The 16718-nt window shown below is 59.1% G+C and carries 9 protein-coding genes; 7 read left to right on the forward strand and 2 right to left on the reverse strand.

What is annotated here, in order from left to right; all coding sequences use genetic code 11:
- Positions 1-6 precede the first annotated feature (6 nt).
- The 6 genes from LB557_RS18865 (at position 7) to LB557_RS18890 (ending at position 10691) form a co-directional block, all read left to right on the forward strand.
- The gene (locus LB557_RS18865) at positions 7-2778 is read left to right on the forward strand and encodes a DNA methyltransferase (protein ID WP_224642996.1); all 2772 of its coding nucleotides are present in this window, start codon (positions 7-9) and stop codon (positions 2776-2778) included.
- A complete protein-coding gene (locus tag LB557_RS18870; protein WP_224642995.1) occupies positions 2775-5588 on the forward strand; it encodes a DEAD/DEAH box helicase in 2814 nt (937 codons plus the stop codon). The genes LB557_RS18865 and LB557_RS18870 overlap by 4 nt, the downstream gene beginning before the upstream one ends.
- Positions 5585-7585 carry a BREX-3 system phosphatase PglZ gene (gene pglZ, locus LB557_RS18875; RefSeq protein WP_224642994.1) on the forward strand — a complete coding sequence of 667 codons (2001 nt, stop codon included), beginning with the start codon at positions 5585-5587 and terminating at the stop codon, positions 7583-7585. The genes LB557_RS18870 and pglZ overlap by 4 nt, the downstream gene beginning before the upstream one ends.
- Positions 7582-8298: a hypothetical protein gene (locus LB557_RS18880; protein WP_224713085.1), complete on the forward strand. Its 717-nt coding sequence runs from the start codon at positions 7582-7584 to the stop codon at positions 8296-8298. The genes pglZ and LB557_RS18880 overlap by 4 nt, the downstream gene beginning before the upstream one ends.
- 477 nt (positions 8299-8775) lie before the next feature.
- The gene (locus tag LB557_RS18885; RefSeq protein ID WP_224642785.1) at positions 8776-9492 is read left to right on the forward strand and encodes a hypothetical protein; all 717 of its coding nucleotides are present in this window, start codon (positions 8776-8778) and stop codon (positions 9490-9492) included.
- Positions 9493-9497: 5 nt separating this feature from the next.
- A complete protein-coding gene (locus LB557_RS18890) occupies positions 9498-10691 on the forward strand; it encodes a helix-turn-helix domain-containing protein (protein ID WP_224642784.1) in 1194 nt (397 codons plus the stop codon).
- 49 nt (positions 10692-10740) lie between these two features.
- Here LB557_RS18890 and LB557_RS18895 read toward each other — a convergent pair whose 3' ends face one another.
- The gene (locus tag LB557_RS18895) at positions 10741-14826 is read right to left on the reverse strand and encodes an NACHT domain-containing protein (RefSeq protein ID WP_224642783.1); all 4086 of its coding nucleotides are present in this window, start codon (positions 14824-14826) and stop codon (positions 10741-10743) included.
- Positions 14827-15096: 270 nt separating this feature from the next.
- Here LB557_RS18895 and LB557_RS18900 point away from each other — a divergent pair, with 270 nt between their 5' ends.
- The gene (locus LB557_RS18900) at positions 15097-15849 is read left to right on the forward strand and encodes a GNAT family N-acetyltransferase (RefSeq protein WP_224642782.1); all 753 of its coding nucleotides are present in this window, start codon (positions 15097-15099) and stop codon (positions 15847-15849) included.
- A 285-nt stretch (positions 15850-16134) separates the two neighbouring features.
- On the opposite strand, the gene LB557_RS18905 is transcribed toward LB557_RS18900, so the two are convergent.
- Positions 16135-16491: a DUF2293 domain-containing protein gene (locus tag LB557_RS18905; RefSeq protein ID WP_224642781.1), complete on the reverse strand. Its 357-nt coding sequence runs from the start codon at positions 16489-16491 to the stop codon at positions 16135-16137.
- Positions 16492-16718 lie beyond the last annotated feature (227 nt).

Genomic DNA, 16718 nt, shown 5'->3' on the forward strand with positions numbered 1-16718 from the left:
GAACGTATGACCGACCTACTTCGATCCAATAAGCAAACTGCTGCCGGCGACGTCGAGTGCCTTGGGCACACGTTTCAGAGCGATCAAGTGCGGCGCGAGTATTTCCTGAACCTGTTGGCCGAGAAGCTGAAGGATCCGGCTTTCCGCCAGCAGGAAGGTTTCCCTCAAGGTACGGACGAGGCGATTCTCGCGATGTCTGATCCGCCCTACTACACGGCCTGCCCGAACCCTTGGCTTGCCGACTTCGTGGCGCACCACGGCAAGCCCTACGATTCTGCCGAGACTTATCGCCGTGAGCCGATGGCGGTCGACGTTTCGGTGGGCAAGAGCGACCCAGTCTACAAAGCGCATTCGTATCATACGAAGGTTCCGCACTTGGCTATCGTTCCGTCCATTCTGCATTACACGAAGCCAGGCGACATCATCCTCGACGGTTTTGCAGGCTCCGGGATGACCGGTGTTGCGGCTCAATGGTGCGCGGTCGCTCCGGCACAATACAGAGCAGCAGTTGAGAGTGAATGGAAATCGTCTGGACTTGCATCTCCTGAATGGGGCGCGCGCCCGACAATCCTCGCGGATATATCCCCTGTAGCTACATTCATCGCCGATAATTACAATCATTCCCTTGATATTGAACGGTTCCTTTCCGAGGCGCATCGGATATTTGCGGAGCTCGAGGAAGAATACGGCTGGATGTATGCCGTTAAGGATGGGGCGCGAACTGGAAAGATCGATTTCACTGTTTGGTCGGAGATATTCCATTGCCCAGAATGCGCGGGCGAGATCGTCTTCCACGACCATGCACTGGATAATTCCGGAAGGGTGAAGGATACGATCGTATGCCCGAGTTGCAGCGCCGATCTTGGAAAGAGTCAGCTAGACTTAGCATTTGAGACCATTTTTGATCCGGCTACGAAGACCCAAACACAGCGTCCTAAGCGCAAGCCTGTTCTAATCCGCTACACTCAATCCAAGAAGAAGCAAGAGCGGCTTCCAAATGCCGAGGATTTGCAGGTCATTAATCAGGTCGAAGCTCTCCCGTTTCCCACCAACGCACCGTTGAGCGAATTTCCCGATATGCAAATGACCCGTGTTGGTCGGATGCGCACCACCAAGATCAAGCACATTCATGATCTTTTCTTGCCGCGCTCGCTTCACGTTCTTTCTGGGTTCTTCTCGAAAGTTAATGAAATAAAAAACGCGGATATTAGGAAGGCGCTCGCAATCATCGCTCAGCATCAGTTTGTCAACGCATCTATACTTAACAGATATAGACCGGCTTCGTCCTTCGGGAACTCCCCTCTAACCGGTGTTTTTTACGTCTCATCTCTGGTTGCGGAAGCGAATGTCATAGACCTTCTTCGCGGAAGCATCAATAGAATAAAGAGAATGGAGAAAACTGCGTGGGGAAAAGGCAGGAATTGGGGTAAGTCGGTCTTCGTCACTACCGCCAGCGCATCGCAACTCAATGGGATAGACGATTGTGTCATAGACTATATTTTTACGGACCCGCCGTTTGGTGAGAACATTTACTACTCTGATCTAAATTTCCTTACTGAATCCTGGCACAGAGTGACCACTGATCCGACACTTGAAGCGATTGTTGACAGGGTGAAGAGTAAGGGCGTTCTCGAATATCAGAAATTGGTGCAAAGCTGTTTCGCCGAGTACTACAGGGTGCTCAAGCCTGGCCGCTGGATAACAGTGGTGTTCTCCAACAGCCGCGCTGCTGTGTGGAATGCAATCCAAGTTGCAATGCAGCAGGTTGGTTTTGTCGTTGCTGAGGTGTCCACTCTGGACAAAGTGCATTTGACCTTCCAGCAGGCGATGTCGCCGAATGCGGTCAAACAGGATTTGGTGATCTCGGCCTACAAGCCGAATGGCGGGCTTGAGGAACGGCTGTCAAAACGCGGTGCAGCACCGGAATCCGCTTGGGATTTTGTCCAAACCCATCTCCGTCAACTGCCGGTATCGAAATCGAGGAATGGCATCCTGGAGGTCGTGGTGGAGCGCGATCCTCGCCGGATCTATGATCGTATGATCGCTTGGTTTGTTCGCCACGACTTTCCGGTGCCACTCTCAACCGAGGACTTCCTAGAGGGACTTCGTAGCCGCTACCCCGAGCGAGACGGCATGATGTTCTTGCCGGAGCAGGTGGCTGAGTACGATCGGAAGCGCGCGCAAGCGGCTCAGGCACCCCAAATTGAGCTTTTCGTCTCGGATGAACGCTCGGCGATCGACTGGCTCACTGACTTCCTGCGTAGACGGCCATCGACTTATCAGGAGATCCATCCCGAGTTCACCGTTCAGCTTGGCGCGGGCTGGCGGAAACACGAGGAGAAGCCGGAGCTTTTAGCGCTGCTGGAAGATTGTTTTTTGCGCTACGACGGCAAGAGCGACGTGCCGAGCCAGATTCACAGTTACCTTTCAACCAACTTCAAGGATCTGCGCGGTCTGGAAAAGGACGATCTGAGGCTGAAAGCGAAGGCCAAGGATCGCTGGTACGTCCCCGATCCGAGCAAGGCCAAGGATCTGGAGCAGAAGCGTGAACGGTCGCTGCTGAAGGAGTTCGAAGGCTACAAGACCGCAACCGGTCGGAGGCTCAAGGAGTTCCGTCTCGAGGTGCTGCGAGCCGGATTCAAAACCTCTTGGGCGGCGCGGGACTACAGAACCATCATCGGCATCGCCCAGAAGATTCCCGAAGAGGCGCTCCAGGAAGACGAGAAGTTGCTGCTTTGGTACGATCAGGCGCTCACCCGCACGGAGGCCGATGCGTGACACGTGGGGGTGGCGGGCACGACGTCGGCGACTGGTGCTGGCATGAGCGTCACGCCGCACCTTGCCGCGTTGTTGATCGGCAGCAGATGTGGGGCGAAACCGCCTATCGGGTGTGGCTGCCGGCTAAAGATGCCGTCGTCCGCGCCCACACGGGAGATTTAGCGGCGCTAGGCTCTGTCCGACCCACAGTCGAGCACATCCTCCATACGGCCGCAGCTGCAAAGCTCCTCGATGCGCTGGAGGATAATCTCTTGCTCGCGCCGATTCAATCGAGCGTCGTGCCGCTACCTCACCAGCTCTATGCGCTGAACCGCGCTATGAGCCGTAACCGGATCCGCTACCTGCTTGCTGACGAGGTCGGGCTCGGCAAGACGATCGAAGCCGGACTCATTCTGCGCGAACTCAAGCTGCGTGGTATGGTCCGGCGGATACTTGTGGTCGCGCCCAAGGGACTGGTCCGCCAGTGGCAGGCCGAGATGCGGCTGCATTTCGGGGAGACTCTGCAGTTTATCGAGCCGACGGAGCTGTCGGCGTTCCGGCAGTGGCGGAATGATGAGGAAAATCTCTGGCGTTTACATGACCAGGTGATCTGCTCGCTGGATTCCGTGAAGCCGCTAGAAGGTCGCCGGGGCTGGACCCTTGAGAAGCTCAGTATCTACAACCGGGAACGCTTCGAGGATTTGGTCTCCGCATCCTGGGATCTGGTCATTATCGATGAGGCGCACCGCATGGGTGGCAGCACCGAGCAGGTGGCCCGCTACAAGCTGGGCGCAGCGCTGGCGGAAGCCGCGCCCTATCTACTGCTGCTGTCAGCGACTCCCCACCAGGGCAAGACCGACCAGTTCATGCGGCTGATGCAGCTCGTGGATCGGGATTCCTTCCCCGACGAGGGCAGCGTGAACCGCGATCGCGTCCGGCCCTTCATAATCCGCACCGAGAAGCGTTCCGCTATCGATGCGGAGGGACAGCCCCTCTTCAAACCGCGCATGACACGGCTATACGCCGTTGCCTGGGAGGATCGTCACGATGCCCAGCAGCGCCTTTATGAGGCGGTCACCGACTATGTGCGTCACGGCTACAACCAGGCCATGGCCGCCAAGCAGCGCCATATCGGCTTCCTGATGATCTTGATGCAGCGACTTGTGACATCGAGCACCGCAGCGATCCGCACTACGCTTGAGAGGCGCCAGGCCCTGCTCGATCAGCCACAGCTGCAACCGTCGCTATTCGAGGCGCCTGATGTCGAGGAATGGGCGGAGCTAGACGGTCAGGCACAAATCGATATCGCCGTGCAGGCGAAGGGCTGGGAGCAGGAGAAGGCCGAAGTCGACACGCTGCTGGAACTCGCGCGAGCAACCGAAGCGCAAGGCACGGACGCGAAGGCCGAGGCGCTGCTGGAGCTGATTTACAGGCTGCAGCAGGAAGAGAACGACCCGGCCCTGAAACTGCTGGTGTTCACCGAATTCGTGCCTACACAGGCGATGCTGGCGGAATTTCTTGAAACCCGCGGTTTCTCGATCGCTCGGCTCAACGGCGGCATGGATCTAGAAGCCCGTGCCAAGGCGCAGCAGGCGTTCGGCCGCGATATACGCATCATGATTTCGACCGATGCGGGCGGCGAAGGTCTGAACCTTCAATTTTGCCACGTGATCGTCAACTTCGACATGCCGTGGAATCCTATGCGGGTTGAACAGCGCATCGGTCGGGTCGATCGCATCGGCCAACCCAATGTCGTCCGAGCCTTCAATTTCGTGCTTGATGACACGGTCGAACACCGCGTTAGAGAGGTTCTGGAAACCAAGCTCGCGCTGATCGCCGAAGAGTTCGGCGTCGACAAGGCGGCCGACGTGATGGACTCGGTCGAAACCGAGCCCTTGTTCGAGGAGCTCTTCGTGCAGGGGCTCCAAAATCCGGGTGCGATCGACCAGGAATGCGACGCCGTTATTTCGCAGCTGCGATCGACGCTCGCGGAAAGCCAGAAGAGCAGCGACCTTATCGCTGATACCCATGAACTCGATGCCGGCGATGCCCGGAGGTGGCGCGATCACCCTGCCCAGTTCTGGCTGGAGCGGGCCATTACTGCGGGCTTGCCTGCGCGTGGCGGTGCTGCTGTCAAGGAGGGCGACGGCTGGCGCGTGCGCTGGGTGGACGGCAGTGAGTCCGCCCAAATCTGCTTTGATGCCCGCTCAGCAGAGGAGCATCCCCAACTCGAATGGGTCACGCTTGAAGATCCACGCGCTCGCGCCGTAATCAGTGAACTGCCGCGATGCGTAGCGGGACAGCCTCTCCCTTTGGTCCAGATCGGCGGATTGCCGGATACTGTCAATGGGATTTGGTCCCTTTGGGAGATCAGCCTGTCGGCCGAGGATTTCAGCCGCAGGCGGTTCCTGAGCGTCTTTGTTGCAGATGATGGCCGCACCTTCATGCCGACCGCAAAGCGTATCTGGGACCTGCTTTTGACGGAGCAGATAGATCTTGCGGCAGCACCGTCGGTGGATCGTGCGGTGCCCTGGTTCGAAGCGTCCCATGAGGCGGCACGCACACAAGGAGAGCGGCAGTTCTCGGAACTGGTGGAGGAACACAATGCTCGCCTGCGGGAAGAGCGGGAAAGAGCCCGCTATGCCTATAACGCCCGCCACCAGGCGATCGGACGCATCGGTCTCGCAACGGTGCGCGATCATCGACGCAAGCGTCTGCTGGCCGAGCATGAAGAGCGCATGGCGATGCTGGATATCGCCGAAGCTTACACACCTGACTTGAATGCGGTGCTGATGCTGCGGATCGGCCGGGACAAAACTGTCACATCATGAGCCTTTGGATCGAACGCATACTGAAGGAATTTCCGTCGGAGCTCTCGCGGTTTTGGATCGCGGCCGACCCCGATGACGTCCTTCTCGATGAGCGTATTCTCGCGAGCCTGCGCACCCAAGGCTTCGAACTGTTGCCGTTCGAGGATTCGGTCATGTTTCGGACCTATTATGAGGAACGATATCGCGCGGCTTGGGATCGGGGCGAACGCGGCCCGGCTGAGGCGCTGGTGCTTCATCTTCGAAGCGGCGCTACCGGCGACCTGCCGTGGGACTATCTCCGAGACGGCCGCCGCGTCAGCCTGGGTCTGGCCGACCTCTTTCCGAAGCTCAGCTATGGCGTCGTGCGCCAGATTGGGTCTGAGCATCTTGAGGCGCTATTCGATGCGCAGTTGAGACATGCGACGCAGACGTTCGGCGAGGCCGGCACAAAGGATTTCATCCTCACACATATCTTCGGCGTGAGCCCATATCTAATTTCTCGGCCTGAAGCGCTCTGGCGCGAGCTGCTCCGGCTGCATTTCAGCGACATGATGCTTCCGCCGGCGCTTGCCAGCCACGTTGCGAACATCCTTAATGGGCAAGGCGTCTTTAAAGGCTTGCCGCTCGAAAGCCTGCTCTCGTCGAAAGCCTATTTCCTAAGAGTGGTGCAGGACGCCTGGGACCAGTTCCTAGAGCAGAACGGCGTCACCGGCTCGCGATCAGTCGACCTCATTCAAAGTAAGCATGAGGCCGCGCCGATCATCCCGTTTGAACATCCTGACATCAGGGCGATCGTGGACTCGATGTTTCTAGACGGCACGCTTCACCCGCTGGCGATTGAGGGGCGCCCAACGGGCCTGCCGGGATGGGCGAAGATCGGCATCGTCGAGGATCCGGACTCCTTGGCAAAGCGGGTGGCCGAAGGCGCTTTGCGTCTCGCCGGCTCATTGCCTGGCACGGAAGCTTCCCATCGGGACTGGGCACAGATGTCTCGCCGTCTGGCCGAGGTGATCTTCCGCTTCCACAGTCTGCCGCCGGTTCAGGCCGAGCCGATCGGCGATCAAGTTCTCGAAGTTCAGAAGGCAGCCGACGAGCGGCTTCGTGAATGGGTGACCGCGCACTACGCCGATCTGCCATCCCTCCCGGCTGCCAAGGGACCGGTGATGGTACATCATGTGCTGCGCTTCCTGTCGATGCGTCGCGATGCTGGGGAGACCCGCGTAGCGCTGCTTGTATTCGATGGGCTGGCGATGGACCAATGGGTTCAGATCCGGGACAGCCTCGCGCAACGGGCACCTGAGCTGACTTTCGAGGAGAATGCCTGCTTCGCCTGGCTGCCGACGCTTACGTCCGTCTCGCGTCAGGCTCTCTTCTCGGGTTTGAAACCCCGGGAATTTGCAAACTCGATCGAAACGACGTCGCAGGAGCCGGTGCTGTGGTCGCGGTTCTGGCAGGATCACGGGCTACGCGCGAATGAAGTCATATACCGGAAGGGCATCAAGCGCACGGATCAGCTGTCGGAGATTGAGGCGGTAATCGCCGATCCCGCGATCAAGGCAGCGGGAATTGTTGTCGATACGATCGACGAGATCGTCCATGGCTCGGTTCTCGGAAAGCGCGGGATCGCGAATCAGATCGAGTCCTGGTGCGACTCGGGCTTTTTTGAGAGATTATTCGCCATGCTGCTCAACAAGGGTTTTCACATCTACCTGACCGCGGATCATGGCAACGTCGAAGCCGTGGGAATCGGCCGGCTTAATCAAGGCGTTGCGACCGAGCTTCGCGGCGTGCGTGCGCGAACATACCGAAGCGAGGCCATAGCCGCATCGACGCCTGGGGATATTGATGCGTTCCGCCTTGATATCGCCGGACTGCCTGATGATTTCTTGCCGCTGTTCGCCGGCGGCCGCGGCGCCTTCGTTCAGAAAGGCGAGCCGATTGTCGCGCACGGAGGTCTCTCCGTGGAAGAGCTCATCGTGCCGTTTGTCAAAGTATTCCATGCCAGCAAGAGTATATGAGTTCAGTGACCCCACAGATTGGATTTGACCGCTTCATCCAGCTCGATTGGGCAGCTGCCGCGCTTCGCGTTCGCGCCGGCGTTTCGAACATCGAGCAGCTGACCGAATTAATCGATGCAACCCATTCGGGCGCCGCCGCGAAGAAGAAAACCCGCACCGTGCTCAATCGCCTATGGCTGGAGCCCAGGCCCGACCTCGTGGACTTCGCCGATCGCGGGATTCGGATTTACCGGGAGGCTCCTGACACCCCGATTTCCGCGTTGACCTGGGGCATGGCCATTGCCACCTATCCGTTCTTCGGAAAGGTCGCGGAGATCGTCGGGCGGCTGACGGCGTTGCAAGGAGATTGTGCCTCTACGGAAGTTCACAGGCGTATGGCCGAGACATACGGTGAGCGCGAGGGAACGCGGCGGATGACCAATATGGTACTTCAATCGCAGGCTAGTTGGGGTGCCATTGAGCGTATGGAAAATAGCAAACGGCTTGTACGAAAAAGCAAGATGCGGCTAAACGGGTCACCCATCTCAGTGTGGCTGGCAGAAGCTTGCATGCGTTACATGGGCCGTGGATTTCCAGTCACAAGCCTGGAGACAAGTCCGATAATTTATCCCTTCGAACTCAGTAGCTCGATAACATATCTGCTATCGAAGTCGACTAGCTTGGAAATTCACACAGACAGCGCGGGCAACCAAATCGTCGCCTTGGCAAGCTAAAATAGGGTTCAATAGATTCTGATCTGGCGGGTGGTCTGCGCCTGATAGCCGTCCCGCGGCCACGATGTTATGGAGTATTTGGGAAAACTCGCTAAGGGCGAGAACAATGCTGTATCCGAAGCCACGGGTGAAAACGCCAGTGACGCTTGGGATGGATTTACCATTCCAACGGTCATCGAACCGTCTTCCTTTGGGATTCAAGACCATTCCACCCTCAATTTGTTGCACTCTGTTCCTTGCCTCAGTTCTTTGCAGGTGCAGCAGATGTTAGCGAATTCACTTCGGGATCGCCTCACTCGAATTACGGGTCCCTTGAAGGCTAAAGGATCCAGTCGTCGTGGACCTATCAGGCGATTGAGATCGAGTCTCGACGGGGAATAAGCGTAGGCCTCGCTGGGCAACGATTGCAAAGTGCAAAATTTCGTGCCACGGATACTCCAGAATGCGAATCTGGTTTCACTGGGCGCGGAGACACCAATGGTGGATGATGAACAGCGGGCACATATACTAGACGGTATCCGGCGCGACATACCCCGCGCGCTGCTTGTCGACATCCAACAGGACTTCCCGATAGGAGCTCGGCAGGCCGAAGTCTCAGTCAAGGTTTCGACTGAGACAACAACCGGGGGCGTCATGCTGTCCCGCAAGCGGGAGTCGAAAGCGGTCGGGCTCATCCGGCATCAGGTGTTCGACGAAATGTTTGAGAAGGCAATCGTCCGCAACGGTGGGGAGTTCGTAAGCCGGGTGAAGGTCGAATTCGGACCGGACGTGGTGCGGGAACTGCCGGTGTATCTCACTACCGGGCGCTTTGGCGGGACTTTGGTTGGATTCGCATCGCATCGAGATGCGGACGATGCTCCGGTGAAGAATGCAACGCGGTTGGCGCTCTGCGGCCAGAACCGGGGTCTGGACGTCGATCTGTTCCGCGCCCAGGAGAGCTTCACCGATCGTGAACGCTTTGTTGTGATTATGGTCCAGCGTGATCCTTTCGCCATCGGGAAGCTCGCCTCGATCTCGATTGGTGTTGCTGATACGAAGGTTGAGCAATTTATCGTTCTGGAGAAGATGGAAGAGTTTCTTGCAGGGTATGGGACATCGCGAGAGACTCCGAGGCGTGGAATCGCGCTGCGGTCAGTAGCCAGAAGCTTCAAGGATACAATTGCCGGGGCGGAGAGCGACCAGGCTAAGGGCTGAAAATATTGCGTAGCGGTGTAAGAGGATTTGACGGGCGGAAGCTCGCAGAGGCAAGGCTGGCGCGAGGGATCACGTCTCGCAAGGCCCTTGCCGACATGATGGGACGCGCGCCTAGCACAGTTATCCGCTGGGAAGACGGGGAGACCGCCCCGGAAGGCCCTGCATTGGAGGAACTGTCGAAAGCGCTGGCGGTCCCGGTCGATTTTTTCTTGTCGTCGCGCCCGGATATCGGAACCACTTTCTTTCGGTCCCTCGCGAGTGCATTGAAAGCGGATCGCTCGATGCAGCTCGCTCGATTGTCATGGCTTGAAGATATCACGGCAGTTGCCGGCCATTACGCATTTCTCCCGGAAGTCGACCTGCCAGATTTCCTCAACGGTGTAAGCTACCGAAGCCTGCGCGATGAGGATCTGGAGGGCATTGCCCAGGAAGCGCGGGACCACTGGGGGATCGGACTACGGCCAATCCCCAACGTGATCGCTCTTCTGGAGCAGATCGGCGTCGTAGTGGCCAGCGAGCCAATGGAGACTACCCAGTTGGATGGTCTGAGCAGGTGGGGATCTGATCGTCGGCCATACGTACTTCTCGCCACCGACAAGCAGTCGTTCGCGCGAAGGCAATTTGATGCCGCACACGAGTTGGCCCACCTCGTCCTACACCGTGCGGTATCTGAGGATGATCTTGTCGAGAACTTCAAGCTAATCGAAGACCAGGCTCATCGCTTCGCCTCAGCGCTGCTTCTGCCGGCCGGCCAGTTCTCCACGGAGGTCATTAATGCCTCACTTTGGGAGCTGGAGCGTCTGAAGGTTCGCTGGCGCGTGTCAATCAAGGCTCAGATCATGAGGCTCCAGCGTCTCTGCATGGTCGACGCCGAGGGAGCGACCCGTCTTTATCGGAGTTACAACGCCAAGGGTTACTCAGGATCCGAGCCCTACGATGACGTATGGCCGCTGCAGCAGCCGACGTTACTCGCTGACGTATTCCGCACCATGGTGGAGGACGGCGGGCTGTCCAAGGAGGAACTTCGGCGCGATCTGCCGTTGTTCGCTCATGATGTTGAGAGCCTGGCTGGACTTCCAACGGGCTGGCTGTCGCAAGAGCCTGCTCGTGTCGTGAAGCTGAAGCCTGTGTCGCCAACCCGCGGCGAGGGGCCGACCGGCCAGCTCGGCGAGGTCATACCAATGTCGCGACGACAATAGGCGACGCCGGTGGTAATGAAACAATCGGCGGATGGGCTCAAGCACTATGTTAGGATTTTCCAGCGGTGATATCGAAAACCACCACATCAATCAGTGCGCGGCGCGCTTGGGGAATCCGGGCGGTCAGCATATTGCACATCTCCCTCGCACTCGTAGGCGCAGGAAGCCCGTCAGGATGAACTTTCAGCCGCCGGTTGCTCACTGACGGCATATCGCCGAACCACAACACACAATAAATGCCGCGTTGTTCGGAGCGCCAGTCGACGAGATATTGCACATCGAGCTGGCCTGTCGCCGCGTCCCAGACATCCGTGTGCCACTGGCCCTTTACCTCGATCGGCAATTGCATAGCCCCCCGCGCGAAGGCGAGATCCGCCCGCTTGGTCTGGGGCATGTCCGCCTCGGTGATCCGCTGAATATCGTACCGAGCGAGTTCGGGCCCGATCATCGCCGCCAGCCGGTCGCGGCAGCGATTCTCGTCGCGCGGAATGCCCGCATCGGTCCAGAATTCGACAACTGAATCGAGGTCATCGCCGATCAGCTTGCGCCGCGCAACGTCCATCTCTTCGAGCACTAGCGCCTTCAAGTCCTCGATATTGCCGGGTGGTCCGTCGTCAAGAAGTGCTGCGAGGTCGTCCGGCGCCAGCCCCGAAAAATCCTCCTCTGTCCGCTTCTGCCGCTGCTCGGCTGCCATGTGCCGGATCAACTCGGCGTAGCTGTCGTTGGGGCCCGCACCGAGGCGCGCCATGGCTTCGCTTGCTTCGACGCTCGTGTCACCAGCGATCAGGCCGATCAGCGAGCGTAGAAAGTCGGTCGCGTCATAGTCGTTGGTGTCGCCCGAACCAGTGCCTTGTAGCACCGCATAAGGCCATTGCTCACGAAACTCCGTAATGATCCATTCGGCCTGCGCGAGAGTCAGCGGCAGCACACCGCCACGCCGTTCGAACTGGAGCCGGTTACGAAGGAACCAGATAAATTCGGGATGGTCTGTGCCGATTCCGCAGAGATTGGGGCGCACGACCTCAAAGCGCACCAGCACATCGATCGCCAGCCACGACAGCATATGATCGAAATTGCGAAACACCATCGCGGCGCGCGCCTCGGCGATGTCGCGCAGCGCATCGAGCGCGCCGCCATGGGTTAGGCAATCGACCAACCCTACCTCGACCGGCTCGGGAGCATTGGGAAACGCCGTCAGCCAGTCAGCGGCAAGTTCAGCCCCGGTCGTCTGCCAGGCTGGATCGTGGGCAAGCTTGTAGAGCCCGCTGACATGCTCGTTGCCGGCTGCCAACGCCGGTTCCATCCAGAGTCGCGCGAACGCGCGTTGGGATTCGGCAGTCGGGATGACCTCGGTCTCGAGCGCGGCGAGCAACCCCTCTTGTTCCTTCTCAATGCTCCAACCATGATCGTCATAGCTGAGCAGCAGCCCGGCCTGCTTGAGGGAATCTGAAAGGTCGGCCAAGCCCTTTTCTGTGCGCAGCCGCTCATAAAGTCCGGCCATGATCGGGAAGCTGTAGTTATAGAACGTTCCACGTGCGAAACCGTCGGCGATTTGAGTTGCGGTGGGCAGATCGGCGCGATGCAGAACGGCCTCGAATCCGACCAACGCGTCATCGCGCAGGGCCGGTCCGATCCACTTGGCCAAACGCTCGGTCGGCGGCAGTTCGCTCGGCAAATCGTGGAACTTGCCAAGATAGGCTTCGGCGGGCCCGAAGATTGCCGTGAGCTTACCCGAGCGCAGCTCGTCGCGAACCTTTTCTAACTTGCGGCGCACCACCTCGAAGGCCGCGTTTTGCTCGCGCGCCCACTTGGTATCTTCCTTCTCCTGACGGATCTTCCAGGCGGGCTTCTTGGGGTTTTCCAGCTTTCGCAAGAACTTCGCCAGTTGCTTGTCGCCGCGCCGGACCGCTTCGGCGGCCACCCGCACATCAGGATCGAGCCCGTTGGGTCCCCACCCGATCTGCACGAGGTCCTTCCAGTCCTCGCGCAGGTCAGCATCTTTGGTGTCGCTTTGGGCCAGGCGATCGAGCGCGCAGACGATGTCGCCGGGGCGCGTTGTGAGCCCGACTAACCGGCGTTGCAGATGGTGCTCGGTGGCCCACAGGCTGTCCTTGCGACGTTCGCTCACTAGCACATGCTCCTGGACCGCACGGCGCAACGCATCATGCGTCGCCAGTCGACCGGCGAGGCTTTGCTGCGCTTCACGATGATAGCGATGGGACCGCTCAATTATCTTGAGCCAGCGCCACAGCGCAGAGGCCTGGGCTGGCCCGACAACGCCTTCATCGATTGCCCGGACGATCAGCTGAGCCACGATGTCGGCGACTTCGCCGGCTTTCTGCCAATCGCCGTCGCTCAAGAGCGCTAAATAGTCGGTGATCAGATCGAGGATGCCGGGCAGTCGCGTCGCAGCTATCGTGTCGAACAGGCGGTGAAAGGAGCGGATTGTGTGGACAGGCCGTCCCTCGCGGCGTGGCAGCGGACAACTGGTCACACCCATTTCGGCGAACAAGGTCGCGACCAGCAGCGCGTCTGGGACGTCGGCATCGATGCTTTGGATAAGTTTGCGCGCCAGGCGCGGTGCATCGCCGCCCTGTTCCGCCAGGAACGCGATCGTCGCTTGCCACCAGGCGCGGTTGCGATATGGCAACAGAGCTTCTGCCGCGTCGTCGCGCTCGCGATAGAAACGCTCTCGCGACAGCACGACCGCCTCGAGCGTATTGGCCAGCTCTGCAGCAAGGGACGTGCCCTTCAACCCTTCGATAAGGAGCGAGCGGAGATGTACACTGCTCCTTGCCGAGGCGATGATCTCTTCGATCTTGGGCTTGAGCGCCGGAATCATCAGGCCCGCCGCCGTCTTGGTGTCCCAATCGACCGAGCGGAAATAGGGATCGTCTTCAGCGAGCATGCGCAGCGCCTCAAAAAGACAATCCGCCAGATGCGGGGTTAGCGCAGCGGTCTCGCCATAGCGCAGCACGCCATAAGGGTCTTCAGCAATTACCCGCTTGGCCATCGTCGGGCTGTGATAAGCGAGCCAGGCATGAAGGCCGCGCAGGCTCGCTGGAACGCCGCCGCTACCGTGCAATTGCGCGAGAACGCGCCGCTGCGCCCGCGGGAAGGCGGCCTGTCGTGCGAGCCAGCGTGCGCCGAGATATTCCGCGATGACGCGGTGAATCGGTTTGGCGCGCGACGGACCGACGCTGTGGAACAGCTTGGAGGAAAAGATCACCCGTGCGACCCCTGCCTTAGGCAGGTTCTCCAAATCGGCAAGTCGAAAATCGCCTTGCTGGACCTGCGCTGCGCCCGCCGCGCTGGCGGCCTCAGCGCCCGCGAACAATAGGCCAGCGGCGATCGCCCCGGCGGCATCGAGCGCTTCATCCTCTGTGAGTTGCGCTAGGCCCATATCCTGCCGATCGGGATCGTGCTCAGGCCAGACCAATGTACAGACGCGCTCGAACAAGGTCGCGCGCGTCCCCGGCAATTGCATGTCGGTCTCGGCGACCCGTCCCATGAGGCCAAGCGTCAAGGGATTTCGATAGAGCTCTTCCAACCTGTGCGCCGCGAGATGGTTGAGCACATGATCCGCGTCCACGCTCGAATGCCGCACGACGAGATAGGCGTGTGCCTCGACCCGATTGAAAGGTTCGAGCGTCAGGATTCTGGGATCGGTCCCGTAGAGCTGGCGCAGGCTGGTCGCGCTGCGCGCCTGCCACTCGCGTGAGCGGCACGACAGGATGAACGGCGGCGAATCTGCCTCTTCGAGCTGGGCGAGGATTGCATCGACCGCGTCGCCTTCGCGCCGCGACATCGCCTCATCGAGGCCGTCGATCAGCACGGGTTTGGCCGCCGGAACCAGCTTTGCCGGGTCCTTGCTATTGATGAACCGGATCGCGGTGATCGGTTCGACGCCGAACCGCCGTCCGAGCTCACGCATCAGCTCGCTTTTGCCCATGCCAGGTTCGCCAAGGACGACCTTGTTACCGGCAAGGGCGAGAAGCCCCGCCTCATCAACTCGGTTATCAAGAATCGAGGCATCGGTGAGCGTGAGCCGGCGGGGGAAATAAACTGCGGCAGGCGCAAGGCCCGTGTCTTCATCCTGCGTTTCAGCAGACGCTGGAGAAGCGGCGCTTGCCATGCGAACTGTAGGTCTCCTCTCCGACCCTATCTCGAGCCTAGGCATATGGCGGGGGCAATGCCAGCTGTCAGAATCGCCCAAAGTCGAGCAGAATAGCGTACAACAGGCGCAAGCCTTCGTTCAAGCAAGTGCATAAGGCCATAAGTCACTGAGCGTGTCCGGAAATTGCCGTTTCACAGGCACGATGGTTGCAATACGGCTGACCATCCCCAGACGAGCTGCTATGTAGCCTACATGGTTCATGAAATCGTGCCCGCAACGGAAGTGACAATGGCCGAGATTGAGGCATGGCTCGACGCCGAAGAAAGCATCTATCAGGCGGCACAGAAGACCTGGGAAGAAAGTGAGAGCTTTGCCAGCGACGAGCCGGTCCGCGGATTCCGCTGCAATTGGGACTCAGTCAAACGCGGCTGGCGCAGCGAAAATGCCCAGGTCTATGTTTTGCTAGTGGACGGCCGCGCGGTTGGCTTCTTGGATGGCTACGATATTATGGAGATTAGGCCGGACCTCCGGGGGGTAGGTTATGGGCGCATCTTGGCAGAGTTCATGCTGGGAATTGCTGCCCAGGAAGGCCGCTCGGTCGTCGAGATCGAGATAGCCCCGTCGACCGCGGAGCCTTTTTGGAAACACATGGGGTTTACGACGGTGCCAGAGCGCCTGAGCAACGGAACGGGCATCTACGCCTACAAAATCCTCCCGCAAGTATTCAGCCTTTCCGGCGGCGACAGGGCACCGTTTTCAGTTGAGTTTTTCACGGAAGAAGAAAAATACTCGGCCACCCCGAAGCCGTTCGCGAGATTCTCGGGCATTGGCGAGCGACTTTCCGGTGATCAGGTCCAGCTGCCACAACGGGTTTACTGCTTCAATCCGGCCGACAGTGGATACCACGACTACTTTGTCCGGATTGAGGTCGGCGGTTGTCAGGTGCAGTTTGAGAAAGTGAAACGCGCGTCAAGCCGGGCATGTGGGATTGAGCGCGACGCAGGCGACATCTACTTCATGGATCGCATAACTGTTGCGTAGCAACTAATCAGGCTCGGGGCTAGTAAGTCCGCTGCAGGGCGCAACTTTGACACCCCATCGGCGGCGACTCCTTCCAGGCTTTGGAAATAGCAATGCCGACCGGCTGACTTTGGGCGCCAATGTGGTCATCACTGGATTTCAGGACCTATGCCAAGATTGACCGTTTCGGATGCCGCCGAGCGGCCGCCTGCCTGAAATCGCTAGGGTGATTACTCAACCATGCGTGAGATTAGCCAGGCTTATCGAGAATCGAGTTGATTCGCCGTGCTATCCGGTTGACCCAGTTCAGGTAAACTTGCCGCCGTGTCGCGCCAAGCGGAGTTTCACTCCAGGCTTCCGCCAAGCACGAAGAATCTCCTGAACCTGCGGCGCAATGAACGCTCGCGCCTCCTCTCGCGTCATCATCTTGGATCGCAGGAGTTCGTCGTAGTCGGTCCAAGAGTGGCGGATATATTTCTGTAATTCGATACCAACGGCCGCGCCTAGCTTTGAGCCTTTCCAGTCTCTCGCGCTAACCCGCGCAGCGATCGTGAGGCGCGTCTTCTTCGGACAACCCGGGTGATGGATGCGCATGTGCTGCACCACGACCTCGAATGAAAATGCGCTTGGCGAATTCGGTTTCGGAGGGTCGCGATCTGACATCGACAATCAACCTTATGCTTTTGAGGAGAGCCGGAGGCACGGACAAGGGAAGTTGTCGGCCTGATGCGACGTCATGCTCACGGAAGTATCGACTGAAAAACCCGTCTCAGCTTCTGCGCCCTTTCGAGCGTGGGCGCCGGATCCGAATCCCAGGAGGCGAGCCTGATCACCTCGAGCCAGAAACGTTCGTTAGGGGTGATCTCACGGTCACGGACATGAGCGACATA

The sequence above is a fragment of the Mesorhizobium sp. BR115XR7A genome (genome assembly GCF_020165315.1).
Lineage (GTDB): Bacteria > Pseudomonadota > Alphaproteobacteria > Rhizobiales > Rhizobiaceae > Mesorhizobium > Mesorhizobium australicum.

Bases quoted from the DNA above. Each gene is read 5' to 3' on its own strand.
- LB557_RS18865 (WP_224642996.1), top strand. From the start codon at position 7: ATGACCGACCTACTTCGATCCAATAAGCAAACTGCTGCCGGCGACGTC.
- pglZ (WP_224642994.1), top strand. From the start codon at position 5,585: ATGAGCCTTTGGATCGAACGCATACTGAAGGAATTTCCGTCGGAGCTC.
- LB557_RS18880 (WP_224713085.1), top strand. From the start codon at position 7,582: ATGAGTTCAGTGACCCCACAGATTGGATTTGACCGCTTCATCCAGCTC.
- LB557_RS18885 (WP_224642785.1), top strand. From the start codon at position 8,776: ATGGTGGATGATGAACAGCGGGCACATATACTAGACGGTATCCGGCGC.
- LB557_RS18895 (WP_224642783.1), bottom strand. From the start codon at position 14,826: ATGGCAAGCGCCGCTTCTCCAGCGTCTGCTGAAACGCAGGATGAAGAC.
- LB557_RS18900 (WP_224642782.1), top strand. From the start codon at position 15,097: ATGGCCGAGATTGAGGCATGGCTCGACGCCGAAGAAAGCATCTATCAG.
- LB557_RS18905 (WP_224642781.1), bottom strand. From the start codon at position 16,491: ATGTCAGATCGCGACCCTCCGAAACCGAATTCGCCAAGCGCATTTTCA.